The organism is Kitasatospora sp. NPDC059747 (assembly GCF_042732955.1).
Lineage (GTDB): Bacteria > Actinomycetota > Actinomycetes > Streptomycetales > Streptomycetaceae > Kitasatospora.
Genome location: NZ_JBHWGV010000026.1, coordinates 68,037 through 92,891 on the forward strand (window position 1 = coordinate 68,037; position 24,855 = coordinate 92,891).

General features: G+C 71.2%; 21 protein-coding genes. 18 read left to right on the forward strand and 3 right to left on the reverse strand.

Annotated features, from left to right (window positions below; genetic code table 11):
- Positions 1-553 precede the first annotated feature (553 nt).
- The 18 genes from ACFV4G_RS14355 (at position 554) to ACFV4G_RS14440 (ending at position 22,175) form a co-directional block, all read left to right on the forward strand.
- Entirely contained in the window at positions 554-913 is a 360-nt protein-coding gene (locus ACFV4G_RS14355; RefSeq protein ID WP_030060100.1) for an NADH-quinone oxidoreductase subunit A, read from the forward strand.
- Positions 914-1,067: 154 nt separating this feature from the next.
- The gene (locus ACFV4G_RS14360; protein ID WP_380440023.1) at positions 1,068-1,622 is read left to right on the forward strand and encodes a NuoB/complex I 20 kDa subunit family protein; all 555 of its coding nucleotides are present in this window, start codon (positions 1,068-1,070) and stop codon (positions 1,620-1,622) included.
- Positions 1,619-2,332: an NADH-quinone oxidoreductase subunit C gene (locus tag ACFV4G_RS14365; RefSeq protein WP_380440025.1), complete on the forward strand. Its 714-nt coding sequence runs from the start codon at positions 1,619-1,621 to the stop codon at positions 2,330-2,332. Before ACFV4G_RS14360 ends, ACFV4G_RS14365 begins: the two co-directional genes overlap by 4 nt.
- The gene (locus ACFV4G_RS14370; protein WP_380440027.1) at positions 2,332-3,741 is read left to right on the forward strand and encodes an NADH-quinone oxidoreductase subunit D; all 1,410 of its coding nucleotides are present in this window, start codon (positions 2,332-2,334) and stop codon (positions 3,739-3,741) included. The genes ACFV4G_RS14365 and ACFV4G_RS14370 overlap by 1 nt, the downstream gene beginning before the upstream one ends.
- 17 nt (positions 3,742-3,758) lie before the next feature.
- Positions 3,759-4,598 (forward strand): NADH-quinone oxidoreductase subunit NuoE, encoded by an 840-nt coding sequence (gene nuoE / locus ACFV4G_RS14375; protein ID WP_380440064.1) that lies wholly within the window; start codon positions 3,759-3,761, stop codon positions 4,596-4,598.
- Positions 4,598-5,959, forward strand: a complete 1,362-nt coding sequence (nuoF, locus tag ACFV4G_RS14380) for an NADH-quinone oxidoreductase subunit NuoF (RefSeq protein ID WP_380440029.1) — start codon at positions 4,598-4,600, stop codon at positions 5,957-5,959. Before nuoE ends, nuoF begins: the two co-directional genes overlap by 1 nt.
- Positions 5,956-8,448: an NADH-quinone oxidoreductase subunit G gene (locus ACFV4G_RS14385; protein WP_380440031.1), complete on the forward strand. Its 2,493-nt coding sequence runs from the start codon at positions 5,956-5,958 to the stop codon at positions 8,446-8,448. Before nuoF ends, ACFV4G_RS14385 begins: the two co-directional genes overlap by 4 nt.
- Complete coding sequence (nuoH, locus tag ACFV4G_RS14390; protein ID WP_380440033.1) at positions 8,445-9,776, forward strand: NADH-quinone oxidoreductase subunit NuoH; 1,332 nt, start codon at positions 8,445-8,447, stop codon at positions 9,774-9,776. Before ACFV4G_RS14385 ends, nuoH begins: the two co-directional genes overlap by 4 nt.
- A 6-nt stretch (positions 9,777-9,782) precedes the next feature.
- Positions 9,783-10,385 (forward strand): NADH-quinone oxidoreductase subunit NuoI, encoded by a 603-nt coding sequence (nuoI, locus tag ACFV4G_RS14395; protein WP_380440035.1) that lies wholly within the window; start codon positions 9,783-9,785, stop codon positions 10,383-10,385.
- Positions 10,382-11,266 (forward strand): NADH-quinone oxidoreductase subunit J, encoded by an 885-nt coding sequence (locus ACFV4G_RS14400; protein WP_380440037.1) that lies wholly within the window; start codon positions 10,382-10,384, stop codon positions 11,264-11,266. The genes nuoI and ACFV4G_RS14400 overlap by 4 nt, the downstream gene beginning before the upstream one ends.
- Positions 11,263-11,562, forward strand: coding sequence for an NADH-quinone oxidoreductase subunit NuoK (gene nuoK / locus ACFV4G_RS14405; protein ID WP_030060110.1), 300 nt, complete (start codon positions 11,263-11,265; stop codon positions 11,560-11,562). The genes ACFV4G_RS14400 and nuoK overlap by 4 nt, the downstream gene beginning before the upstream one ends.
- 13 nt (positions 11,563-11,575) lie before the next feature.
- On the forward strand, positions 11,576-13,471 hold the full coding sequence (nuoL, locus tag ACFV4G_RS14410; protein WP_380440039.1) for an NADH-quinone oxidoreductase subunit L: 1,896 nt from the start codon (positions 11,576-11,578) through the stop codon (positions 13,469-13,471).
- Positions 13,472-13,505: 34 nt separating this feature from the next.
- The gene (locus tag ACFV4G_RS14415; RefSeq protein WP_380440040.1) at positions 13,506-15,137 is read left to right on the forward strand and encodes an NADH-quinone oxidoreductase subunit M; all 1,632 of its coding nucleotides are present in this window, start codon (positions 13,506-13,508) and stop codon (positions 15,135-15,137) included.
- Between the two features lie 11 nt (positions 15,138-15,148).
- Positions 15,149-16,771: an NADH-quinone oxidoreductase subunit NuoN gene (gene nuoN, locus ACFV4G_RS14420; protein WP_380440066.1), complete on the forward strand. Its 1,623-nt coding sequence runs from the start codon at positions 15,149-15,151 to the stop codon at positions 16,769-16,771.
- Positions 16,772-17,059: 288 nt separating this feature from the next.
- Complete coding sequence (locus tag ACFV4G_RS14425) at positions 17,060-18,070, forward strand: polyprenyl synthetase family protein (RefSeq protein WP_380440042.1); 1,011 nt, start codon at positions 17,060-17,062, stop codon at positions 18,068-18,070.
- A gap of 119 nt (positions 18,071-18,189) precedes the next feature.
- Complete coding sequence (locus tag ACFV4G_RS14430) at positions 18,190-18,852, forward strand: response regulator (RefSeq protein WP_380440044.1); 663 nt, start codon at positions 18,190-18,192, stop codon at positions 18,850-18,852.
- Between the two features lie 214 nt (positions 18,853-19,066).
- Positions 19,067-21,046 carry a 2-oxoacid:acceptor oxidoreductase subunit alpha gene (locus ACFV4G_RS14435; RefSeq protein WP_380440046.1) on the forward strand — a complete coding sequence of 660 codons (1,980 nt, stop codon included), beginning with the start codon at positions 19,067-19,069 and terminating at the stop codon, positions 21,044-21,046.
- A 73-nt stretch (positions 21,047-21,119) separates the two neighbouring features.
- A complete protein-coding gene (locus ACFV4G_RS14440; protein ID WP_380440048.1) occupies positions 21,120-22,175 on the forward strand; it encodes a 2-oxoacid:ferredoxin oxidoreductase subunit beta in 1,056 nt (351 codons plus the stop codon).
- A gap of 75 nt (positions 22,176-22,250) precedes the next feature.
- Here ACFV4G_RS14440 and ACFV4G_RS14445 read toward each other — a convergent pair whose 3' ends face one another.
- From ACFV4G_RS14445 to ACFV4G_RS14455, 3 genes are all read right to left on the reverse strand, one after another.
- Entirely contained in the window at positions 22,251-22,631 is a 381-nt protein-coding gene (locus ACFV4G_RS14445; RefSeq protein ID WP_380440050.1) for a VOC family protein, read from the reverse strand.
- 155 nt (positions 22,632-22,786) lie between these two features.
- A complete protein-coding gene (locus ACFV4G_RS14450) occupies positions 22,787-24,454 on the reverse strand; it encodes an LCP family protein (protein ID WP_380440052.1) in 1,668 nt (555 codons plus the stop codon).
- Positions 24,447-24,855: DUF6542 domain-containing protein (locus tag ACFV4G_RS14455; RefSeq protein WP_380440054.1), on the reverse strand; the 409-nt coding region annotated here is incomplete at its 5' end. The genes ACFV4G_RS14455 and ACFV4G_RS14450, both read right to left, overlap by 8 nt.

Consider the following 24,855-nt stretch of genomic DNA (forward strand, 5'->3'; position numbering starts at 1 on the left):
CGCTGGGCCAGGCATGGCCCAGCGCGAAACGGGCGAGGGTTGGGCGGGCGGCGGGCGGCGGGCGGCGGGCGGCGGGCGGGGTGGGGGGAGGGGGAGGGGGAGGGGGAAGCCCCAAGAAGGCATTCGCGCGCTTGTGAACGAAGGGTCAAGCGAGCGTTCACCCCCCGGCCACCCCTGCGAGTGAGCCGCTATAACACGTCAACATGGCGCCCGGAAATTTGCCTCTGCCGGAGCATAGTTGATATAGGAGCGAGGCTCTGACCTGCCGCTTCACAAGTAAATGCGACTGGTTGTGACCATTTGACTGCTTTGCGTTGACAAAACTGGGCATGTTCGCATTCACCCTCATTCCAGGGGTGTCGTAGATCACAAAGATCCCGGCGAACTGCGTGTCGCAGATCACAAGCCGACAGGCATAGGATGCGCTCGTTCCAGGCTTTGTGAACTGCCTCACATGAGGTGGATCTCGGGAACTGGAGCGCGGGTTCACCTCAGCGTGACCCGCCGGTTCCGATCTGCAGTCAAGGACGACTGGACGGAGGGAGCGGGGGCTATGAATGCCTACGCGCCGATCCTCGTACTCGGTGCCATCGCGGCGGCGTTCGCGGTCGGCTCCGTCGTGATGGCCTCACTCACCGGCCCCAAGCGCTACAACCGGGCCAAGTTGGAGGCGTACGAGTGCGGCATCGAGCCGACCCCGCAGCCCGTGGGCGGCGGTCGGTTCCCGATCAAGTACTACCTGACGGCGATGCTCTTCATCGTCTTCGACATCGAGATCGTCTTCCTCTACCCGTGGGCGGTGACGTTCGACGCCCTCGGGATCTTCGGACTGGTCGAGATGCTCCTGTTCATCGCCACCGTCTTCGTCGCCTACGCCTACGTGTGGCGGCGCGGCGGCCTGGAGTGGGACTGAGCGCGGGCCCGCCCCCCCGTCGGCGGTCCGCCGGGCGTCCTCGCGACCCCTTGTGAACGAGCGGACAAGCTCCGTCGGACGAACGACCTCCGCCGAGCGGACGAGCCAGAACCGGCCGATGAACCACCGGACTTGAGGCATTGAGAGGGATCTGATGGGAATCGAGGAGAAGCTGCCGAGCGGCTTTCTGCTCACGACCGTGGAGGCGGCCGCGGGCTGGGTGCGCAAGGCGTCATTGTTCCCGGCCACCTTCGGCCTGGCCTGCTGCGCGATCGAGATGATGACCACCGGCGCCGGCCGCTACGACCTGGCCCGGTTCGGCATGGAGGTCTTCCGCGGCTCCCCGCGGCAGGCCGATCTGATGATCGTCGCGGGCCGGGTGAGCCAGAAGATGGCCCCGGTGCTGCGCCAGGTGTACGACCAGATGCCCAACCCGAAGTGGGTCATCTCGATGGGCGTCTGCGCCTCCTCCGGCGGGATGTTCAACAACTACGCGATCGTGCAGGGCGTCGACCACATCGTCCCGGTGGACATCTACCTGCCCGGTTGTCCGCCGCGCCCGGAGATGCTGCTGGACGCGATCCTGAAGCTGCACGACAAGATCCAGCACGAGCCGCTGGGTGTGAACCGCCGCCGGGCCGAGGAGCTCGGCGAGGCGCTCGCCCTGCAGGCCACCCCCGTCAGCGAGATGGGAGGGCAGCTGCGATGAACGACCAGGTACCCGAGACCCGCCGCGAGCAGCCGGTACGCGAGATCCCGGTCGAGGTGGTCGGCCGCCGCCAGGGCATGTTCGGCGCCCAGGGCAGCGGCGACACGTCCGGCTTCGGCGGCCTCGCCGCTCCGGTGGTGCTGCCCGGTCCGAGCGAACGCCCGTACGGGGGCTGGTTCGACGAGGTCGCCGACGAGCTGGAGGGCGCCCTGGAGGAGCAGGGCCTGGACCCGGTGGACGTGATCGAGAAGACGGTCGTCGACCGCGGCGAGCTGACCTTCCACGTCGAGCGCGAGCACCTCCTGCGCACGGTCCGGGTCCTGCGCGACGACCCGGCGCTGCGCTTCGAGCTGTGCCTCGGCGTGAGCGGCGTGCACTACCCCGGCGACAAGGGCCGCGAGCTGCACGCGGTCTACCACCTGCGCTCGATCACCCACGGCCGGCTGATCCGGCTGGAGGTCACCGCGCCGGACGCCGACCCGCACGTCCCGTCGGTGGTGAGCGTCTACCCGACGAACGACTGGCACGAGCGCGAGGCCTACGACTTCTTCGGCCTGGTCTTCGACGGCCACCCGGCGCTGACCCGGATCATGATGCCCGACGACTGGCTGGGCCACCCGCAGCGCAAGGACTACCCGCTCGGCGGCATCCCCGTCGAGTACAAGGGTGCCCAGATCCCGGCGCCCGACCAGCGGAGGTCGTACAGCTGATGAGCACTCAGCACCACGAAGAGGCCCGCGAAGAGGCCCGCGAAGAGGCCCACGGAGAAGCCCGCAAGGAAGCCCACGGAGAAACCTCCGAGGCAGCCCACGCCGGGGCCCGCGAGACCACCGAGGGCCGCGTCTTCACCGTCACCGGCGGCGACTGGGGCGAGGTCGTCGAGGCGGTCGGCCGGGCCGACGACGAACGCATCATCGTCAACATGGGCCCCCAGCACCCGTCCACGCACGGTGTGCTGCGGCTGATCCTGGAGATCGACGGCGAGACGGTGAAGGAGGCCCGCTGCGGCATCGGCTACCTCCACACCGGCATCGAGAAGAACATGGAGTTCCGCAGCTGGGTCCAGGGCACCACCTTCGTGACCCGGATGGACTACCTGACGCCGCTGTTCAACGAGACCGCCTACTGCCTCGCGGTGGAGAAGCTGCTCGGCATCACCGCGGACGTCCCGGACCGGGCGAGCGTCATCCGCGTGATGATGATGGAGCTGAACCGGATCGCCTCGCACCTGGTCTGCCTCGCCACCGGTGGCATGGAGATCGGCTCCACCACCCTGATGATCTACGGCTTCCGCGACCGCGAGCTGATCCTGGACGTCTTCGAGCTGGTCACCGGCCTGCGCATGAACCACGCGTACGTGCGCCCCGGCGGCCTCGCCCAGGACCTGCCGCCCGGCGCCGTCGACCAGATCCGCGAGGCGGTCAAGCTGCTGCGCTCCCGGATGCACGAGTACGACAAACTGGCGACCGGCAACCCGGTGTTCAAGGCGCGCCTGGTGGACGTCGGCTTTCTGGACCTGCCCGGCTGCCTGGCCCTCGGCGCCACCGGCCCGATCCTGCGCGCCACGGGCCTGCCGCACGACCTGCGCAAGACCGACCCGTACTGCGGCTACGAGGACTACGACTTCGAGGTGGCGGTCGCGGACACCGCCGACTCCTACGGCCGCTTCCTGATCCGCCTGGAGGAGATGCGCCAGTCGCTGCGGATCGTCGACCAGTGCCTGGAGCGGCTGCGCCCGGGCCCGGTCATGGTGGCCGACAAGAAGATCGCCTGGCCGGCCCAACTGGCGGTCGGCCCGGACGGGATGGGCAACTCGCTCGACCACATCCGCAAGATCATGGGCACCTCGATGGAGGCCCTGATCCACCACTTCAAGCTGGTCACCGAGGGCTTCCGGGTCCCGGTCGGCCAGGCGTACGCGGCGGTCGAGTCGCCGAAGGGCGAGCTGGGCGTGCACGTGGTCAGCGACGGCGGGACGCGCCCGTACCGGGTCCACTTCAGGGACCCGTCGTTCACCAATCTGCAGTCGATGGCGGCGATGTGCGAGGGCGGCCAGGTCGCCGACGTGATCGTCGCGGTGGCCGGGATCGACCCGGTGATGGGAGGCGTGGACCGGTGACCAATGTCGAGCTCGGACTGCCGGCGCTGCCGGCGAAGCCGTACCCCGAGGAGGTGCGCGCCCGGCTGGCCGCGGACGCCGCGGAGCTGATCGGCCGCTACCCGGTGGCCCGTTCGGCGCTGCTGCCGCTGTTGCACCTGGTGCAGGCCGAGGAGGGCTTCGTCAGCCCGACCGGCATCCGGTTCTGCGCCGAGCAGCTGGACCTGACGACCGCCGAGGTCACCGCGGTCGCCACGTTCTACACGATGTACCGGCGGCGCCCGGCCGGGAAGTACCACGTCGGGGTGTGCACCAACACGCTGTGCGCGGTGCTCGGCGGCGACCAGATCTTCGACGAGCTCCAGGAGCACCTGGGCATCCGCAACAACGAGACGACCGCGGACGGCGAGGTCTCGATCGAGCACATCGAGTGCAACGCGGCCTGCGACTACGCGCCCGTGGTGATGGTCAACTGGGAGTTCTTCGACGACCAGACCCCGGAGAGCGCCCGGCGGCTGGTGGACGACCTGCGCGCGGGCCGCGAGGTCAGGCCCACCCGCGGCGCCCGGCTGTGCGGTTTCAAGGAGACGGCCCGCATCCTGGCGGGCTTCCCCGACGAGCGCCCGGGCGCCAACGACGAGTCCGGCGCCGGCGGGGCGCCGTCGCTGGTGGGTCTGCGCCTGGCGAGGGGCGAGGCCCTGCCCGGCAACGGCGGCACCAGGGTCGTCTCCCCGCGCCACGAGGAGCCCGAGCGCAACGACCCCGACCACCCGGAGGCCGGCCACGGCGACTCCGGCCACGGCGACCCCGACCGCGGCGACCCGGGCCACGGCGACCCCGACCGCAACCACCCCGGCCAGGAAGGGACCGAAGCGTGATGACCTCCGCCGAGCCGGCCGAGAAGCTGCTCACCCCCGTCCTGTCGGCCTCCTGGGACGACAGCCGCCCGTGGACGCTCGCCACCTACCGCCGCCACCACGGCTACGAGGGCCTGAAGGCCGCCCTCGCGATGCCGCCGGACGACGTGATCGCCCTGGTCAAGGACTCCGGCCTGCGCGGCCGCGGCGGCGCCGGCTTCCCGACCGGCATGAAGTGGCAGTTCATCCCGCAGAACGACGGCAAGCCGCACTACCTGGTGGTGAACGCGGACGAGTCGGAGCCGGGCACCTGCAAGGACATCCCGCTGCTGTTCGCGAACCCGCACTCGCTCATCGAGGGCATGATCATCGCGTCCTACGCGATCCGCTGCGACCACGCGTTCATCTACCTGCGCGGCGAGGTCGTGCCGGTGCTGCGGCGCCTGCACGCGGCGGTGGCCGAGGCGTACGGGGCGGGGCTGTTGGGCCGCGACATCATGGGCTCGGGCGTGAACCTCGACATCACCGTGCACGCGGGCGCCGGCGCCTACATCTGCGGCGAGGAGACGGCCCTGCTGGACTCGCTGGAGGGCCGCCGCGGCCAGCCGCGCCTGCGCCCGCCGTTCCCGGCGATCGCGGGCCTGTACGCGTGCCCGACGGTGGTCAACAACGTGGAGTCGATCGCCTCGGTGCCGCCGATCCTGGCCCGGGGCAAGGAGTGGTTCAAGGGCCTGGGCACCGAGAAGTCCCCGGGCTTCACGCTCTACTCGCTGTCCGGCCACGTGACCAACCCGGGCCAGTACGAGGCGCCGCTGGGCGTCACGCTGCGCCAGCTGCTGGACCTGAGCGGGGGGATCCGCGCGGGGCACCGGCTGAAGTTCTGGACGCCGGGCGGCTCGTCGACCCCGATGTTCACCGACGAGCACCTGGACGTCCCGCTGGACTACGAGGGCGTCGGAGCGGCCGGGTCGATGCTCGGCACGAAGGCGCTGCAGGTGTTCGACGAGACGACCTGCGTGGTGCGGGCCGTCACCCGCTGGACCGAGTTCTACGCGCACGAGTCGTGCGGCAAGTGCACGCCGTGCCGCGAAGGCACCTACTGGCTCGTCCAGTTGCTCAAGCGGATCGAGGCCGGCGAGGGCGTCGAGGGGGACCTGGAGAAGCTCCTCGACATCGCCGACAACATCAACGGCAAGTCGTTCTGCGCCCTGGGCGACGGCGCGGCGAGCCCGATCGTGTCCTCGCTCCAGCACTTCCGGGCCGAGTACGAGCGGCACCTGGCCGAGCGCCGCTGCCCGTTCGACCCGGCCGCGTCCACCGTCTGGGCCGACGGCCCCCGCCCCGGCCACCAGTCCGCCACCGAGAGGGAGGTGCACGCGTGACGATCACGGAGCCGACCGCCTCCGACACGGCGGTCGAACTGGTCACGCTCACCATCGACGGCGTCGAAGTGCAGGTCCCCAAGGGGACGTTGGTGATCCGGGCGGCCGAGACGATCGGCACCCAGATCCCGCGCTTCTGCGACCATCCGCTGCTGGATCCGGCCGGCGCGTGCCGGCAGTGCATCGTGGAGATCGAGGGCCAGCGCAAGCCGGTGGCCTCCTGCACGATCCCGGTGGCCGAGGGCATGGTGGTGCGCACGCAGCTGAGTTCGCCGGTGGCGGAGAAGGCGCAGCGCGGCGTGATGGAGCTGTTGCTGATCAACCATCCGCTGGACTGCCCGGTATGTGACAAGGGTGGCGAGTGCCCCTTGCAGAACCAGGCGATGAGCAGCGGCGCGGCGGACTCCCGCTTTGAAGGGATGAAGCGGACGTACGCGAAGCCGCTGCCGATCAGCAGCCAGGTGCTGCTGGACCGGGAGCGCTGCGTCCTGTGCGCCCGCTGCACGCGTTTCTCGCAGCAGATCGCGGGTGATCCGTTCATCGATCTGGTGGAGCGCGGTGCGCTGCAGCAGGTGGGGACGGGCCAGGGGGACGACTTCGAGTCGTACTTCTCGGGGAACACGATCCAGATCTGTCCGGTGGGGGCGCTGACGTCGGCGGCTTATCGTTTCCGCTCGCGTCCGTTCGACCTGGTGTCGTCGCCGAGTGTGTGCGAGCACTGTTCGGCGGGGTGCGCGCAGCGCACCGATCACCGTCGGGGCAAGGTGCTGCGCCGGCTGGCGGGTGAGGACCCGGCGGTGAACGAGGAGTGGAACTGCGACAAGGGCCGGTTCGCGTTCCGGTACGCGCAGCTGCGGGACCGGTTGTCGACGCCGCTGGTGCGGGTGGACGGCGAGTTGGTGGCGGCGTCGTGGCCGGAGGCGCTGGCGCGGGCGGCCGAGGGTCTGCGCGGTGCGCGGGCGGGTGTGCTGGCCGGTGGCCGGGTGACGGTCGAGGACGCGTACGGCTACGCGAAGTTCGCGCGTGTGGTGCTGGGTACGAACGACGTGGACTTCCGGGTGCGTCCGCACAGTGGTGAGGAGGCGGATTTCCTGGCCGCGGCCGTCGCCGGGCGTGGTGTGGACGTGGACGGCGGGGGCGTCACGTACGAGCAGTTGGAGCAGGCGCCGGTGGTGCTGCTGGCGGGTCTGGAGCCGGAGGAGGAGTCGCCGATCGTCTTCCTGCGGTTGCGGAAGGCGAGTCGCGCCAAGGGCTTGAAGGTGTACTCGGTGGCGGCGTTCGCGTCGCGGGGGCTGGCGAAGCTGCGTGGTGTGCTGCTGCCGGCGGCGCCGGGGACGGAGCCGGAGTGGTTCGGGGCGCTGGCGGCGGACGAGCCGTTGAGCGACGAGGCGGGGCAGGCGGCGGAGTTGTTGCGCCGGCCGGGTGCGGTGGTGCTGGTGGGTGAGCGGTTGGCCGCGATCCCGGGGGCGCTGACGTCGGTGCTGCGGCTGTCGCACGCGACGGGGGCGCGGATCGCCTGGGTGCCGCGCCGGGCCGGTGAGCGGGGTGCGGTGGAGGCGGGCGCGCTGCCGGGGCTGTTGCCCGGTGGGCGTCCGGTGGCCGCTCCGGCGGCGCGGGCGCAGGCGGCGGCGTTGTGGGGTGTGGCGGAGCTGCCCTCGCGGGTGGGCCGGGACACGGACCAGATCCTGGCGGCGGCGGCGCGCGGCGAGCTGGACGCGCTGCTGGTCGGCGGGGTGGATCCGGACGACCTGGCGGATCCGGCGCTGGCGGACGAGGCGTTGGCGGCGGTGCCGTTCGTGGTGTCGCTGGAGCTGCGCCCGTCGGCGGTGACGGCGCGTGCGGACGTGGTGCTGCCGGTGGCGGCGGTGGCGGAGAAGGCCGGGACGTTCCTGGACTGGGAGGGCCGGGTGCGGATGTTCGAGCCGGCGCTCAAGGCCGATCAGTTGACGGGCCGCCACCTTCACTCGGACGTGCGGGTGCTGACCATGCTGGCGGATGCGCTGGGGCACCGGCTGGGCCTGCCGGACGTGCGGGCCGCGCGCCTGGAGCTGGACGGGTTCGCGCCGTGGGCCGGGGACCGGGCGGCCGATCCGGCCGCGCACCCGGGCCTGCTGCCGCGTCCGGCGACGGGGCAGGCGGTGCTGGCGGGTTGGCGCCAGCTGCTGGACAACGGGACGCTGCAGGAGGGTGATCCGCACCTGGCGGGCACCCGGCACCGGGCGGTGGCCCGGGTGTCGCCGGTGACGGCGCGGGAGGTCGGCGCGCGGCAGGGCGGCGCGCTGCGGCTGACGGGCCCGGCGGGTTCGCTGACGCTGCCGCTGGAGGTCACCGAGTCGCTGCCGGACCGCACGGTGTGGATCCCGCTCAACTCGACTCCGGGCGGTGCGCACCGCACGCTCGGGACCGCCGTCGGCCATCTGGTCACGATCGCCGCCGCCGACGCCGTTCCCGCCGCGGCGGGCTCGGGCGCCGAAGGGGAGGACCGATGAACAATCCGCAGCCGTACGAGATGCTCCGGTTCTTCGGCCACGACCCGTGGTGGCTGGTGCTGCTGAAGGCGGTGTTCTGCTTCGCGTTCCTGGTGCTCACGGTGCTGATCGCCATCGTGTGGGAGCGCAAGGTGGTGGCCTGGATGCAGTTGCGCATCGGGCCGAACCGGCACGGGCCGTGGGGTCTGCTGCAGTCGCTGGCGGACGGCGTGAAGCTGGCGCTGAAGGAAGACCTGGTGGTCAAGGGCTCGGACAAGGTGGTCTACGTCCTTGCTCCGATCGTGTGCGCGATCCCGGCGTTCATGGCGTTCGCGGTGATCCCGTTCGGGCCGGCCGACAACGAGGTGTCGATCTTCGGGACCCGGACGGCGATGCAGCTGACGGACTTCCCGGTGGCGCTGCTGTACATCCTGGCGACGGCCTCGGTGGGCATCTACGGGATCGTGCTGGCGGGCTGGTCCTCCGGTTCGACGTACCCGCTGCTGGGCGGGCTGCGCTCGTCGGCGCAGATGATCAGCTACGAGATCGCGATGGGCCTGTCGTTCGCGGCGGTGTTCATCTACTCGGGGTCGATGTCGACGTCGGAGATCGTGGCGCAGCAGCACTCGACGTGGTTCGCGGCGCTGCTGCCGGTGTCGTTCATCGTGTACATCGTCGCGATGGTGGGTGAGACGAACCGGGCGCCGTTCGACCTGCCGGAGGCCGAGGGCGAGCTGGTGGGCGGGTTCAACACCGAGTACTCGTCGCTGAAGTTTGCGATGTTCATGCTGGCCGAGTACGTGAACATGGTGACGGTGTCGGCGGTGGCGTCGACGCTGTTCCTGGGCGGCTGGCGGGCGCCGTGGCCGGTGTCGGTGTTCTGGGCGGGCGCGAACCACGGCTGGTGGCCGATGCTGTGGATCACGCTGAAGATCCAGTTGCTGCTGTTCTTCTTCATCTGGCTGCGCGGCACGCTGCCGCGGTTGCGCTACGACCAGTTCATGAAGCTGGGCTGGAAGGTGCTGATCCCGGTCTCGCTGGTGTGGCTGGTGCTGATCGCGAGCGTGCGGGCGCTGCGCAACGAGGGGTACGGCTTCGGCGAGGTGGTGCTGTACGTGGGCGCGCCGGTGGGCGTGGTCCTGCTGTTGGCGCTGCTGCGGGACTTCGTGCGCAAGCAGCCGGAGCCCGAGGTTCCCGAGCAGTCCGGCGAGTTCGACCCGATGGCGGGCGGGTACCCGGTGCCGCCGTTGCCGGGCCAGGTGCTGCCGCCCGTTCCGCGCCGGCGCAGCCGGGCGCCGAAGCAACTCCAGGACGCCTTGAACGGGTCCGACCATTCCGAGGGGAGCTGATCCGCGATGTCGTCCGACCACACGGACCGTCCGGAGAGGACCGACCGGCCGTCGGTCCTGGGCCCGGCCGCCGGTTTCGGCGTGACGTTCCGGGCCATGTTCAAGAAGCGGCTGACGGAGCAGTATCCGGAGGAGAAGAAGCCGACGGCGCCGCGCTTCCACGGCCGTCACCAGTTGAACCGTCATCCGGACGGGCTGGAGAAGTGCGTGGGCTGTGAGTTGTGCGCGTGGGCGTGCCCGGCCGACGCGATCTACGTCGAGGGCGCGGACAACCGGGACGACGAGCGGTACTCGCCCGGTGAGCGCTACGGCGTGGTGTACCAGATCAACTACGCGCGCTGCATCCTGTGCGGGCTGTGCATCGAGGCGTGTCCGACGCGGGCGCTGACGATGACGAACGAGTACGAGCTGGCGGACTCCTCGCGCAAGGACCTGATCTTCACCAAGGAGCAGCTGCTGGTGGGGCTGTCCGAGGGCATGGTCGATTCGCCGCACGCGATCTTCCCGGGCGCCGACGAGGGCGCGTACTACCGGGGCGAGATCACGGCGGCGGCGCCGGGGACGGTCCAGCAGGAGCGCACCGACCGGGAGAAGGAGGTGCGGCCGTGACGACGGTTCTGGCGGATGCGGCCGGGACGACCTCGACGGGTGAGGCCGTCCAGTTCTGGGTGCTGGCGGTGGTGGCGGTCGGTGGCGCGCTCGGCATGCTGCTGATGCGCAAGGCGGTGCACAGCGCGCTGTGCCTGGCGGCCACGATGCTGGCGCTGGCGGTCTGTTACATGGCGCAGGGCGCGGTGTTCCTGGGTGTGGTGCAGATCGTCGTCTACACCGGCGCGATCATGATGCTGTTCCTGTTCGTGGTGATGCTGGTCGGCGTCACGAGCGAGGATTCGCTGAAGGAGCAGTTGAAGGGCCAGCGGTTCGCGGCGGTGGTGTGCGGGCTGGGCTTCGGGGTGCTGCTGGTCGCGGGCATCGCGAACGCGAAGCTGGACCACTTCACGGGCCTGCAGGGCGCGAACGCGGAGGGCAACGTGCCGGGTCTGGCGCGGCTGATCTTCACGAAGTACGTGTGGGCGTTCGAGGTCACCGGCGCGCTGCTGATCACGGCGGCGATCGGTGCGATGGTGCTGACGCACCGCGAGCACGTGAAGGCACCGAAGACGCAGCGCGAGCTGGCGGCGCAGCGGGTGCGGGACAACATCCAGGTGCCGCCGCTGCCGGCGCCGGGCGTGTACGCGCGGCACAACGCGGTGGACGTTCCGGCGCTGCTGCCGGACGGCTCGGTGGCCGAGGACTCGGTGATGGCGACGCTGCGCGAGCGCGGCCAGGTGCGGGACGTGAGCCAGGACATGCTGCGCCGGATGGCGGAGCTGGAGAACACGACCGCGGACTGGCTGGGCCGTCCGTCGTCGGAGCGGCCGGCGGTGGCCGGTCCGCGCAAGTCCCTGGAGCCGGTGCCGAACCACGAGGCCGAGGAGGGCGCGGAGTGAATCCGGTCAACTACCTGTATCTGGCGGCGCTGTTGTTCACCATCGGCGCGGCCGGGGTGCTGATCCGGCGCAACGCGATCGTGCTGTTCATGTGCGTGGAGCTGATGCTGAACGCCTCGAACCTGGCGCTGGTGACGTTCTCGCGGCTGCACGGCACGCTGGACGGCCAGATCATCGCGTTCTTCACGATGGTGGTCGCGGCGGCCGAGGTCGTGGTGGGCCTCGCGATCATCGTCTCGATCTTCCGGACCAGGCACTCCGCTTCGGTCGACGACAGCAATCTGATGAAGCTGTAGGCGGAGGGCCTCGGTGAACTCTCTCATTCCGCTGCTGGTGGCAGCCCCGCTGGCCGGCGCCGCCCTGCTGCTGCTCGGCGGGCGGGCGCTGGACCGGTTCGGCCACTGGCTGGCCACGGCGCTCGCCGCGCTCTCGTTCGGCTTCGGCCTGGCGCTGTTCTCGGACATGCTCGGCCGTGACGCCGAGCACCGGGCGGTGACGACGCACCTGTTCAGCTGGGTGCCGGTGAACGGCTTCCAGGCGGACGTCTCGTTCCGGCTGGACCAGCTGTCGATGACGTTCGTGCTGCTGATCACGGGTGTCGGCACGCTCATCCACCTCTACTCGGTCGGCTACATGGCGCACGACGAGCGCCGCCGCCGCTTCTTCGCGTACCTGAACCTGTTCGTCGCCGCCATGCTGCTGCTGGTCGTCGCGGACAACTACCTGCTGCTGTACTTCGGCTGGGAGGGCGTGGGCCTCGCGTCCTACCTGCTGATCGGGTTCTGGCAGCACAAGCCGAGTGCGGCGACGGCGGCGAAGAAGGCGTTCATCGTCAACCGCGTCGGCGACATGGGCCTGTCGATCGCGATCATGCTGATGTTCGTGGAGTTCGGCTCCTTCGCCTTCGACCCGGTCTTCGCCGGGGCGGGCCGGGCGAGCGAGGGCCGGCTGACGGCGATCGGCCTGATGCTGCTGCTGGCGGCCTGCGGCAAGTCGGCGCAGGTGCCGCTGCAGTCCTGGCTCGGCGACGCGATGGAGGGCCCGACCCCGGTGTCGGCGCTGATCCACGCGGCGACGATGGTGACGGCCGGCGTCTACCTGATCACCCGCTCCGCGGCGATCTTCAACCTGGCGCCGGACGCCCAGACCGCCGTGGTGGTGGTCGGCGCGGTCACGCTGCTGTTCGGTGCGGTGGTCGGGTGCGCGAAGGACGACATCAAGAAGGCGCTGGCCGGGTCGACGATGTCGCAGATCGGCTACATGATCCTCGCGGCCGGCCTCGGTCCGATCGGCTACGCCTTCGCGATCATGCACCTGGTGACGCACGGCTTCTTCAAGGCCGGGCTGTTCCTCGGCGCCGGGTCGGTCATGCACGGCATGAACGACGAGGTGAACATGCGCCACTACGGCGGCCTGCGCACGTACATGCCGGTCACCTTCGTGACCTTCGGCCTGGGCTACCTCGCGATCATCGGCTTCCCCGGGCTGTCCGGCTTCTTCTCCAAGGACAGGATCATCGAGGCGGCGTTCGCCAAGGGCGGCACCGAGGGCTGGATCCTCGGCCTGTGCGCGCTGACCGGCGCGGCCGTCACCGCCTTCTACATGACGCGCGTGATGGTGCTGACGTTCTTCGGCGAGAAGCGCTGGCAGCCCGACGCCAACGGCGACGCCCCGCACCCGCACGAGTCGCCGAAGACGATGACGGTCCCGATGGTGCTGCTGGCCCTCGGCTCGGTGTTCGCGGGCGGGCTGTTCGTCCTGAACGACTCGTTCCTCACCTGGCTGGAGCCGGTCACCGGCCACGCCGAGGGGAACTCCCCGCTCACGTCGCTGACCGTCACGCTGCTGACCACCGCCTGCATGCTGGCCGGCGTCGGCCTCGCGTACGCGATGTACGGGCGCGGCTCCGTCCCCGTGGTGCCGCCGGTCGGCTCCCCGCTCACCCGGGCCGCCCGCCGCGACCTGCTCCAGGACGACTTCAACCACGCCGTCCTGGTGCGGCCGGGCTCGGCGCTCGCCGCGACGCTCGTCTACTTCGACAGCCGCGGCCTGGACGGCTTCGTCAACGGCCTGGCCGCCACGATCGGCGGGATCTCCGGGCGGCTGCGGCGGGTCCAGAACGGCTTCGTCCGCTCCTACGCGCTCTCCATGTTCGGCGGCACGCTGGTGCTGGTCGCCACGACTCTCCTGATGAGGTCCGTCTGATGACTCGTCCAGAACATCCTCGGGGAGGCGGGGCATGAGTGTCCTCCTGACCGCCACGTGCGCGGTCCCGGCGGCCGGCGCGGTGCTGACCGCCGCGATGCCCGCCGGGTCCACCGAGGCGCGGCGCACCACGACCAAGGCCGTCGCGCTCGGCACCTCGGCCGTCGCGCTGGCGCTGGCCGCCCTGGTGGCCGTGCGATTCGACCCGCACGGCGACCGCTACCAGCTGACCGAGTCCCACAGCTGGATCCGCTCCTTCGGCATCACCTTCTCGCTCGGCGTGGACGGCATCGGCGCGGTGCTGGCCCTGCTGACCGCCGTGCTCGTGCCGATCGTGATGCTCGCCTCCTGGCACGACGCGGACCCTGCGCCCGCGCCCGACGGCACGTTCGACCCCGACACCTTTGAGCAGCGGCGCCGCACCCAGGGCTTCTTCGCCCTGATCCTGGCCGTGGAGGCGATGGTCCTCGTCTCCTTCTACGCCACCGACGTGTTCGTGTTCTACGTGTTCTTCGAAGCCATGCTGATCCCGATGTACTTCCTGATCGGCGGCTTCGGGGACCGGGCGGGCGGCCCCGACGCGGCGCGCCAGCGCTCCTACGCGGCCGTCAAGTTCCTGCTGTACAACCTGCTCGGCGGCCTGGTGATGCTCGCCGCCGTGATCGGCCTGTACGTGATCGCGCAGGACCAGGGCCTCGCGACCTTCGACCTGCCGACCCTCGCCTCGGCCGTGGCCGACGGCAAGCTGCAGTTCAGCGGCACCGCCTCCAAGGCGCTGTTCCTCGGCTTCTTCTTCGCCTTCGCGGTGAAGGCCCCGCTGTGGCCGCTGCACACCTGGCTGCCGAACGCGATGGGCGAGGCCACCGCCGGCACGGCGGTGCTGATCACCGCCGTGGTCGACAAGGTCGGCACCTTCGCGATGCTGCGCTTCTGCCTCGGCCTGTTCCCCGACGCCTCGAAGACCTTCGCCCCGGCGATCCTCGTGCTGTCGGTGATCGGGATCGTCTACGGCGCGCTGCTCGCGATCGGCCAGAAGGACATCAAGCGCCTGGTCGCCTACGCCTCGATCTCGCACTTCGGCTTCATCATCATGGGCATCTTCGCGCTGACCAGCCAGGGCCAGAGCGGCGCCACCCTGTACATGGTGAACCACGGCATCTCCACCGCCGCGTGGATGCTGGTGGCCGGCTTCCTGATCTCGCGCCGCGGCTCGCGCCTGATCGCCGACTACGGCGGCGTGCAGAAGGTCGCCCCGGTGCTCGCCGGGACGTTCCTGCTCGGCGGCCTCGCCACCCTGTCGCTGCCCGGCCTCGCCCCGTTCGTCAGCGAGTTCCTCGTCCTGGTCGGCACGTTCACCCGCTACCCGGCGATCGGGATCGTCGCGACCTTCGGCATCGTCCTGGCCGCGCTGTACGCGCTGCTGCTCTACCAGCGCACGATGACCGGCCCGGTCAAGGCGGAGGTCACCGGCATGCCGGACCTCAAGGTCCGCGAAGTGGCCGTCGTCGCCCCGCTGGTGGCGCTGACGATCCTGCTCGGCGTCTACCCCAAGCCGCTGACCGACATCGTCAACCCGGCGGTGAACGCGACGCTCTCGCAGGTCCACGAGACCGACCCGGCGCCGGCCCACCCGGTCGCCGCCACCTCAGGAGGTGAGCAGAAGTGAGCACCACCGGCATGCTCGCCGCCGCCGGCGGCTCCACCCCGAGCATCCCCGCGCCGCACCTGGAGTACGGCCAACTCTCCCCGATGCTGGTGGTGTTCGGCGCCGCCGTGGCCGGCGTCCTGGTCGAGGCCTTCGTGCCGCGCCGCTTGCGGCACTGGACGCAGGTCGTCCTCGCGCTCACCGGCCTGGCCGGCGCGTTCACCGCGATCGTGGTGCTCGCCGCCCAGGGCCACGGCACCACCAGGATGGACCTGCTCGCCATGGAGTCGGTGGCGATGGACGGCCCGGCGCTGTTCCTCCAGGGCGTCATCGTCCTGGTCGCCGCCGTCGCCGTGCTGACGTACGCCGAGCGGCGCCTGGAGCCCAGGGCCGGCGGACTGCCGGCCGACGCGTTCGCCGCGCAGGCCGCCGCCACCCCCGGCGGCGAGCAGGAGCGGGCCGCGGTCCGGGCCGGCTTCGCCACCAGCGAGGTGTTCCCGCTGACCCTGTTCGCCGTCGGCGGCATGCTGCTCTTCCCGGCCGCGAACGACCTGCTGACGATGTTCGTCGCGCTGGAGGTCTTCTCGCTGCCGCTGTACCTGCTGTGCGCGCTGGCCCGGCGCCGCCGGCTGCTCTCCCAGGAGGCGGCCGTCAAGTACTTCCTGCTCGGCGCCTTCGCCTCGGCGTTCTTCCTGTTCGGCACCGCCCTGCTGTACGGCTACGCGGGCAGCGTGAAGCTCGGCGACATCGCCGACGTCATCTCCGGCAAGGCCATGACCAACCCGGCGCTGCTCAGCAGCACCCGCACCGACACGCTGCTGCTGATCGGCCTCGCGATGCTCGCCGTCGGCCTGCTCTTCAAGGTCGGCGCCGTGCCGTTCCACGCCTGGACCCCGGACGTGTACCAGGGCGCGCCGACCCCCGTCACCGGGTTCATGGCGGCGGCCACGAAGGTCGCGGCCTTCGGCGCGTTCCTGCGCCTGTTCTACGTCGCCTTCCCCGGGCTGCGCCTGGACTGGCGGCCGGTGCTGTGGGGCGTGGCGATCCTGACGATGGTGGTCGGCGCGGTGCTCGCGGTCACGCAGCAGGACGTCAAGCGCCTGCTCGCCTACTCCTCGATCGCGCACGCCGGGTTCATCCTCACCGGCGTGATCGCCACCAACAAGCAGGGCCTCGGCTCGGTGCTGTTCTACCTGCTCGCGTACTCCTTCGTGACGCTCGGCGCGTTCGCCGTCGTCACTCTCGTGCGCGACTCCAAGGGCGAGGCGACCCACCTGTCCAGCTGGGCCGGCCTCGGCCGGCGCTCCCCACTGGTCGCGGCGGTGTTCGCGCTGTTCCTGCTGGCCTTCGCCGGCATCCCGCTGACCTCCGGGTTCACCGGGAAGTTCGCGGTGTTCCAGGCGGCGGCGGCCGGCGGCGCGACGCCGCTGGTCATCGTCGGTGTGCTGAGCTCGGCGGTGGCCGCGTTCTTCTACATCCGGGTCATCGTCCTGATGTTCTTCTCCGACCCGCAGCCCGGCGGCCCGACGGTCGCGATCCCGAGCGCCTTCACGGCGACCGCGATCGGCGTCGGGGTGCTCGTCACCGTCGTCCTCGGGGTGCTGCCGCAGTACTTCCTGGACCTCGCTTCGAAGGCCGCGCTCTTCGTCCGCTGAGGCCGGGAGACTCCCGCGGCGTCCGGGCCGCCCCCCGCGGGGCGCGGCCCGGACGCGGTTGTCCCGCCGCCGCCCCGGAAGGTGCAGCAGCCTTTATTTCCAGCCGCATTCACATCCGGCGCCCGAGCGCTCCCGCAGCCGCCCTGACCTGCAACTCCGGCCCGATCACGACAGGATCCGCACGCCCGTGCAGTGATCCACTCGTGACCGGATACCCTGCCTGTATGGCCAGCGGCGGCACTCAGGGACCAGGCCGCTAGATCGACCAGGGACAGAGGAGTGGTCTTCGTGACCGTCGTGGGACCCTTCGGGCTCAGCGTGCAGGACCGCGACCTGACCCGGGACGTCCAGGCCGGACTGGACGCGGTGGAGACGGCGCTCGCCGAGGCCGTCAAGAGCGACGTCCCGTTCATCACCGTCACCGCCAGCCACCTGATCGAGGCCGGCGGCAAGCGCTTCCGTCCGCTGCTGCTCCTGCTGTCCGCCCAGTTCGGCGACCCCGGCGCGCCCGGCGTCGTGCCGGCCGCGGTCGTCGTCGAGCTCACCCACCTGGCCACGCTCTACCACGACGACGTCATGGACGAGGCCCCCGTGCGCCGCGGCGCCCCCAGTGCCAACTCCCGCTGGGACAACTCGGTGGCCATCCTCACCGGCGACTTCCTCTTCTCCCGCGCCTCCCAGGTCCTGGCCGACCTCGGCCCCGAGGCCGTCCGGCTGCAGGCCGACGCCTTCGAGCGCCTCGTCACCGGCCAGATCCTGGAGACCCGCGGCCCCGGCCCGGACGGCGACCAGCTCGCCCACTACCTGGCCGTCCTCGCCGGCAAGACCGGATCGCTGATCGCCGCCTCCTGCAAGATAGGAGCGCTGATGGCCGGCGCCGAGGCGCGCGTGGTGGAGACCCTCAGCGAGTTCGGCGAGCGCATCGGCATCGCCTTCCAGCTCGCCGACGACGTCCTCGACATCGCCAGCGACGGCCACGAGTCCGGCAAGACCCCCGGCACCGACCTGCGCGAGGGCGTGCCGACCCTGCCCACCCTGCTCCTCCAGGGCATGCCCGCCGACCCCGCCGACCCCGAGGACACCCGGCTGCGCGAACTGCTCGACCAGGACCTCGCCGACGACGACCTGCACGCCGAGGCGCTGCGCCTGCTGCGCCGCCACCCGGCGCTGGAGCTCGCCCGCCGCGAGACCCTGCGCCAGGCCGAGGACGCCCGCGCCCTGCTCGCCCCGCTGCCGGACTGCGCGGCCAAGGCCGCCCTCGAAGCCCTCTGCGACTCGGTGGCCATCCGCACCATGTGACGCACCGGGACCGCCGGTCCGGGGCCGCGAGCCCCGGACCGGGCCCGGCAACCCCCGGCGCGCCGCCGCCCTGATAGGGAAGACTGGGCCCGTCAGCTCACCCCTGCCGGAAGGTCGCCATGCGCCGCGTCGTCATTGCCGAGGACTCCGTACTGCTGCGGGAGGGCCTGACCCGGCTGCTCACCGACCGCGGCCTGGAGGTCGTCGCGGGCGTCGGGGACGGCGACGCCCTGCTCAAGACCGTCCACGACCTGGCCGACGCCGGCGACCTGCCCGACGTCGTCGTCTCCGACGTGCGGATGCCGCCCTCGCACACCGACGAGGGCCTGCGCGCGTGCGTCGAGCTGCGCGGCCGCTACCCGCAGCTGGGCGTGCTGGTGCTGTCACAGTTCGTGGAGGAGCGCTACGCCTCCGAACTCCTGGCCGGATCCACCCGGGGCGTCGGCTACCTGCTGAAGGACCGCGTCGCCGAGGTGCGCGAGTTCGCCGACGCGGTGCTGCGGGTCGCCGAGGGCGGCACCGCGCTCGACCCGGAGGTCGTGCAGCAGCTGCTCAGCCGCAGCCGCAAGGGCGACGTTCTGGCCAATCTGACCCCGCGCGAGCGCGAGGTGCTCGGCCTCATGGCCGAGGGCCGCACCAACGCGGCGGTCGCGCGCCAGCTCGTGGTGTCCGACGGCGCGGTCGAGAAGCACGTCAGCAACATCTTCCTCAAGCTCGGCCTGGCCCAGAGCCCGGAGGACCACCGCCGGGTGCTCGCCGTGCTGACCTACATCAACTCGTAGGGCCCGTCCTGCGGATCGGGCCGGGGCCGGGGGCCGGAATGATCTCCGGCCGCCGCGCGTTGATGGTGCTGTGGGCGCGTACCGGTCATTTCCCGCCGCACGCGGGAGTTCCGGCCCCGGCCGGTTGCGCGCGCATAGGATGCCAGAGGTGCACCAGGCGGACGGGGCACAGGGTCGCGCCCGCGGTGGCGTGCCCACGAGGAGGTCCGCGGCAGTGACCAGTCAGGTCGATCAGTCAGAGGCAGTGGACGGCTCGGACGGCGACGAGAACCGTTCGGGTCCCGGTGACGGCCGCCCCGGCGCGGCCGTGCCGGCCAGTGCGCAGCGCAGACACGCCAAGCCGGTCCGCCGCCTGGACCGGGTGATCATCCGGTTCGCGGGCGACTCCGGCGACGGGATGCAGCTGACCGGTGACCGGTTCACCTCCGAGACGGCGTCCTTCGGCAACGACCTCTCCACCCTGCCGAACTTCCCCGCCGAGATCCGGGCCCCCGCCGGCACCCTGCCGGGCGTCTCGTCCTTCCAGCTGCACTTCGCCGACCACGACATCCTGACCCCCGGCGACGCCCCGAACGTCCTGGTCGCGATGAACCCGGCCGCTCTCAAGGCGAACCTGGCGGACCTGCCGCGCGGCGCCGAGATCATCGTCAACACCGACGAGTTCACCAAGCGGGCCCTCGCCAAGGTCGGCTACGCCGCGGACCCGCTCGCCGACGGCTCGCTGGAGGCCTACCACCTGCACAAGGTGCCGCTGACGACGCTGACGCTGGAGGCGCTCAAGGACAGCGGCCTGGCCCGCAAGGACGCCGAGCGGGCGAAGAACATGTTCGCCCTCGGCCTGCTGTCCTGGATGTACCACCGGCCCACCGGCGGCACCGAGAGCTTCCTGCGCGGCAAGTTCGCGAAGAAGCCGCAGATCGCCGAGGCCAACATCAGCGCGTTCCGGGCGGGTTGGAACTTCGGCGAGACGACGGAGACCTTCGCGGTCTCCTACGAGGTGGCGCCGGCGAAGCTGCCGGCCGGCCGCTACCGCAACATCTCCGGGAACCTCGCGCTGTCCTACGGCCTGATCGCCGCGGCCCAGCGCTCCGGGCTGCCGCTGTACCTCGGCTCGTACCCGATCACCCCGGCCTCGGACATCCTGCACGAGCTGAGCAAGCACAAGAACTTCGGCGTGCGGACGTTCCAGGCCGAGGACGAGATCGCCGGCATCGGGGCGGCGCTGGGCGCGGCCTTCGGCGGCGCGCTCGGCGTGACGACGACCTCGGGTCCGGGCGTCGCGCTCAAGAGCGAGACGATCGGCCTGGCCGTCTCGCTCGAACTGCCGCTGCTGGTCGTGGACATCCAGCGCGGCGGCCCGTCCACCGGCCTGCCGACCAAGACCGAGCAGGCGGACCTCCTCCAGGCGATGTTCGGGCGCAACGGCGAGGCGCCGGTGCCGATCGTCGCCCCGGCGACGCCGGCCGAGTGCTTCGCGGCGGCGCTGGAGGCGGCCCGGATCGCGGTCACCTACCGCACCCCGGTGTTCCTGCTCTCGGACGGCTACCTGGCCAACGGCTCGGAGCCGTGGCGGATCCCCGAGGTGGACGAACTCCCGGTGATCGAGCCGGACTTCGCGACCGGTCCGAACCGCGAGGACGGCGCCTTCTGGCCCTACCAGCGGGATCCGAAGACGCTCGCCCGCCCGTGGGCGCTGCCCGGCACCCCCGGCCTGGAGCACCGCATCGGCGGCATCGAGAAGCAGGACGGCACCGGCAACATCTCCTACGACCCGGCCAACCACGACTTCATGGTCCGCACCCGGCAGGCCAAGGTGGACGGCATCGCGGTGCCGCCGGTCGAGGTGGACGATCCGAGCGGCGAGGCCCGGGTGCTGGTCCTCGGCTGGGGGTCGACGTACGGGCCGATCACGGCGGCGGTGCGCCGGGTGCGGGCCGACGGCGGCGAGATCGCCCAGGCGCACCTGCGCCACCTGAACCCGTTCCCGGCCAACCTGGGCACGGTGCTGCGGAGTTACGACAAGGTCATCGTCCCCGAGATGAACCTCGGCCAGCTGGCGCTGCTGCTGCGCGCCAAGTACCTGGTGGACGCGGAGTCCTACAACCAGGTGCGCGGTCTGCCGTTCAAGGCGGCGCAGCTGGCGGACGTGCTGTGGGCGGCGATCGGCACCCTGGACGAGGAGGACCACCGATGAGCGAGCGCAGCGAGCGAACGATCAAGGGGTGCGTGTTTCGCGAAGCGACCGCCGAGCGCAGCGAGGTGGGCGCATGAGCGAGCAGCAGTTCCCCTCGTTGCGCCTGGTGCCGAAGACCGAGGAGCGGCAGACCGCGAAGGACTTCAAGACGGACCAGGAGGTGCGCTGGTGCCCCGGCTGCGGGGACTACGCGATCCTGGCGGCCGTGCAGTCGTTCATGCCGGAGCTGGGGATCAGACGGGAGAACACCGTCTTCGTCTCCGGCATCGGCTGTTCATCGCGTTTCCCCTACTACATGAACACCTACGGCGTGCACTCGATCCACGGTCGGGCGCCGGCGATCGCGACGGGCCTGGCCTCGTCGCGGCAGGACTTGAGCGTGTGGGTGGTGACGGGTGACGGCGACGCGCTGTCGATCGGCGGCAACCACCTGATCCACGCGCTGCGCCGCAACGTCAATCTGAAGATCCTGCTGTTCAACAACCGGATCTACGGCCTGACCAAGGGCCAGTACTCGCCGACCAGCGAGCTCGGCAAGATCACCAAGTCGACGCCGATGGGTTCGCTGGACGCCCCGTTCAACCCGCTGTCGCTGGCGATCGGCGCGGAGGCCTCGTTCGTCGCGCGGACGATCGACTCCGACCGCCAGCACCTGCAGTCGGTGCTGCGGGCGGCGGCGCTGCACGAGGGCACGGCGCTGGTGGAGATCTACCAGAACTGCAACATCTTCAACGACGGCGCGTTCGAGGTGCTGAAGGAGCCGGGCACCCGGGACGAGGCGCTGATCCGGCTGGAGCACGGCGCGCCGGTGCGCTTCGGCGCGGACGGCGGCCAGGGCGTGTTCCGGGGGCCGGACGGCGAGCTGTTCACGGCGGCGGTGACGTCGGACAACGAGGGTTCGCTGGTGGTGCACGACGCGCACGCGGCGAGTGCGACGGCGGCGTTCGCGCTGTCGCGGATCGCGGACGCGGACACGCTGCACCACACCCCGATCGGGGTGCTGCGGGACGTGCGGCGCCCGGTGTACGACGAGCTGATGGCGAACCAGCTGGCGACGGCGGTGGCGCACCGCGGCCCGGGCGACCTCGCGACGCTGCTGGCGGGCAACGACACGTGGACGGTCGACTGACGTCCTCCGCGCGTGCGACGGCGCCCCCTCGACCCGGCCGGTCGAGGGGGCGCCGTCGCGTGTGCCCGCCGCCGGTTACTGCCGGACCCACTCCACGACCTCGATCACGACCCCGTTCGGGTCGGTGACCTGGAACAGCTTCTCGCCCCACGGTTCCTGGCGCAGTTCCATGGTGATCCCCACGCCCTCGCCGCGAAGGCGCTCCTGTTCGGCGGCGGCGTCGGCGACGGTGAACGCGAGGATCACGCCGGCCGCGGTGTCGTCGCGGTAGCTCTCCGGCAGGACCTCGATGCCGCGCCGGAGGAACACCACGTTGACGCCCCCGCCCGGGTGGCCGAGCGAGACGAAGCCGTCGGCGGACATCAGCTCGGTGTAGGCGAAGTGCCGCTGGAGGAAGGCGGCGGACGCGGAGACGTCCGGGACGGTCAGGGAGACGACGGAGTCGGTGATCTGCACGGCGGTGGACCTCTCCTCGGAACAGGGCGCACGGTTATCCCGTACGCAGTACACTATACATAGTACGGAGAAAGTGTCGAGGGGTCGGCCGCAAACGCCCGAAGGCGGGACTCCCGGGTGGGAGCCCCGCCTTCGGCGCGGTGGGTGGGGGTGCGTCAGTAGACGCAGGGGATGCCGCCGTCGGACTGGGCGTCGACGCCGGGGCCCTGCATCGGCAGGGCGGCGGCCGGGTCGGCCGGAGCCTGCGAGGCGCCGGCGCCCGGGGCGGCGGGCTTGTCGCCGGCCGCGCCCGTGAAGGAGGTGCCGAGGGTGACGGTGACGTGGCCCGGCGAGGAGGAGGCCGACTCGGTGGCGGTCACGCCGTAGCGGGCGGCGATCTGGTCGGCGGCGTCCTTGGCACCCTTGCCGTAGACCACGGTGGTGGTCTTCGGCTTGGACGTCGCCTGGAGGACCTTGCCCTCCTTGAAGCCCATCGCCACGAGCGCCTTGGACTCCGACGCGCCGGCGCCCTTGACGGGGGAGGCGTCGTAGACGTTCACCGTGGCGGCCTCGGCCGCGGCGGGCGTCGTCGGCGCCTGGGCGGGCTGGGCCGCCTCGGTGGTGGGCGAGTCACCCGGGCCGCCGCCGGGTGCGGGCGCGGGTGCGGAGGCGTCGGCGTAGCCGAACACCTGCTTGACCACCTTCTGGATCTTGGACGGGGTGACGAGGTTGACGTCCTGGCCGTTCTTCTTGCCGAAGCCGTCGAAGGTGAGGGTGTTGAACTCGACGTTGCCGCCGGTCAGGGCCGGCGCCTGCTGGGCGAAGTCGAGGACGTTCCACTGGTTGTCGATGACCAGGTCCTTCTGCACGACGCCGAAGAGGTCCTTGAGCTTGCCCAGGTCGCTGATGATGCCGTCCTGCTTGAGCTTGTGCGTGACGGACGAGATGAAGGCCTGCTGGCGGTGGGTGCGGGCGAAGTCGCCGGAGTTCCCGTCCGGGCCGTCCAGGTTGTGCCGCTGGCGGACGAAGGACAGCGCCTGGGAGGCGTTGAGGTGGTTGATGCCCTTGTGGAAGTCGGCGCCGGAGCCCTGGCCCTCGATCGCCGGGTCCTTGGTGTCGTGGGTGAGGCACACGTCGATCGGCTGCACCGCCTTGGCGATGTCGTAGAAGCCCATCAGGTTGACCTCGGCGACGTGGTCGATCGGCTGGTCCAGGAAGGTCTGGACGGTGCGGATCGTCGCCGCGCGCCCGGCGTCGCGGCCGGCCTTCTCCAGGTCCGCGCCCTTGAGGCCCTTGGCCTGGAGCGCGGGCGTGGCCTTGTCCTTGGCGTTGCCGTAGGCCTCCTTGATCTTGGCCATGCCCATCTGGGTGCCGTCGCCCTTGAACGTCATGACGTAGTCGTCGCGGGGGATGGAGACGGCCTGGACCTTGCCGCCGCCCGCCGGTATGTGCAGCAGGATCAGGGAGTTGGTGTTGTAGCCGCCGATGTCGGAGCTGTGGCCGGCGTGCAGCTCGTCCTGGACGAACTCCGGGGGCAGGTCGGTGCCGTCCATGTTCTTGCGGCTGTCGAGGCCGATCAGCAGCAGGTTGACCGAGTTGTCCAGGTGTTTGGGCGCGTCCTTCTTCGTCTCGGCGATGGCGTTGGACGTCGTCATGCCGTCGGTGAGGGACGTGTACTCGTACCAGACCACGCCGCTGGACACGAAGACCGCGAGCGCCATGGAGACGGCCGCCGTGCGGCCGGCGATGAGCAGCGGCGACCGGCGCGCGGCCGGTGCCTTCGGGGTCTGCGCGGCGCGTCGGGCCGCGCCGCGGCCCTCGCCGCCGGCGGGGTTCTCAGCCATGGTGCTTCCTCCCGTCCAGGACCACCCGGACCACGATCACCAGCACGGCCGCCCCTGCGGCCGCGGCCATCACGGGAAAGCCGTGGACGACCCACTTCGCGGAGCCGGTCGCCAGCGCCTTGCCCTTGTACGCGTCGCCGTCGGCCGCCAGTTCGGCGGCGGCCGTGACGCCGAGGACGACCAGCGGCGAGGCGCACAGCACCCACCACCAGCCGTTGCGGGTGCTCAGCGCCGCCGCCAGGCCCGTCCCGAGGACGGCGCCGGCCGCGAACGCGAAACCCATGCCGGGGCCGGAGAGCTCGTCGACGGCCGCGCCGAGCGCGGGCAGGACGAGGGCCAGCGCCGCGGGCAGCAGGGCGCCGCCGGGGCGGCGGCTCCGCGCCGGTGCGGCGCTCCGGCCC

Excerpts from the sequence above, each read along its gene's own strand:
- ACFV4G_RS14450 (WP_380440052.1), bottom strand. The coding sequence starts at position 24,454 with ATGGCTGAGAACCCCGCCGGCGGCGAGGGCCGCGGCGCGGCCCGACGC.
- nuoF (WP_380440029.1), top strand. The coding sequence starts at position 4,598 with ATGACCTCCGCCGAGCCGGCCGAGAAGCTGCTCACCCCCGTCCTGTCG.
- ACFV4G_RS14440 (WP_380440048.1), top strand. The coding sequence starts at position 21,120 with ATGAGCGAGCAGCAGTTCCCCTCGTTGCGCCTGGTGCCGAAGACCGAG.
- ACFV4G_RS14415 (WP_380440040.1), top strand. The coding sequence starts at position 13,506 with ATGAGTGTCCTCCTGACCGCCACGTGCGCGGTCCCGGCGGCCGGCGCG.
- ACFV4G_RS14360 (WP_380440023.1), top strand. The coding sequence starts at position 1,068 with ATGGGAATCGAGGAGAAGCTGCCGAGCGGCTTTCTGCTCACGACCGTG.
- nuoN (WP_380440066.1), top strand. The coding sequence starts at position 15,149 with ATGCTCGCCGCCGCCGGCGGCTCCACCCCGAGCATCCCCGCGCCGCAC.
- nuoH (WP_380440033.1), top strand. The coding sequence starts at position 8,445 with ATGAACAATCCGCAGCCGTACGAGATGCTCCGGTTCTTCGGCCACGAC.
- ACFV4G_RS14430 (WP_380440044.1), top strand. The coding sequence starts at position 18,190 with ATGCGCCGCGTCGTCATTGCCGAGGACTCCGTACTGCTGCGGGAGGGC.
- ACFV4G_RS14355 (WP_030060100.1), top strand. The coding sequence starts at position 554 with ATGAATGCCTACGCGCCGATCCTCGTACTCGGTGCCATCGCGGCGGCG.
- nuoI (WP_380440035.1), top strand. The coding sequence starts at position 9,783 with ATGTCGTCCGACCACACGGACCGTCCGGAGAGGACCGACCGGCCGTCG.
- ACFV4G_RS14365 (WP_380440025.1), top strand. The coding sequence starts at position 1,619 with ATGAACGACCAGGTACCCGAGACCCGCCGCGAGCAGCCGGTACGCGAG.
- ACFV4G_RS14370 (WP_380440027.1), top strand. The coding sequence starts at position 2,332 with ATGAGCACTCAGCACCACGAAGAGGCCCGCGAAGAGGCCCGCGAAGAG.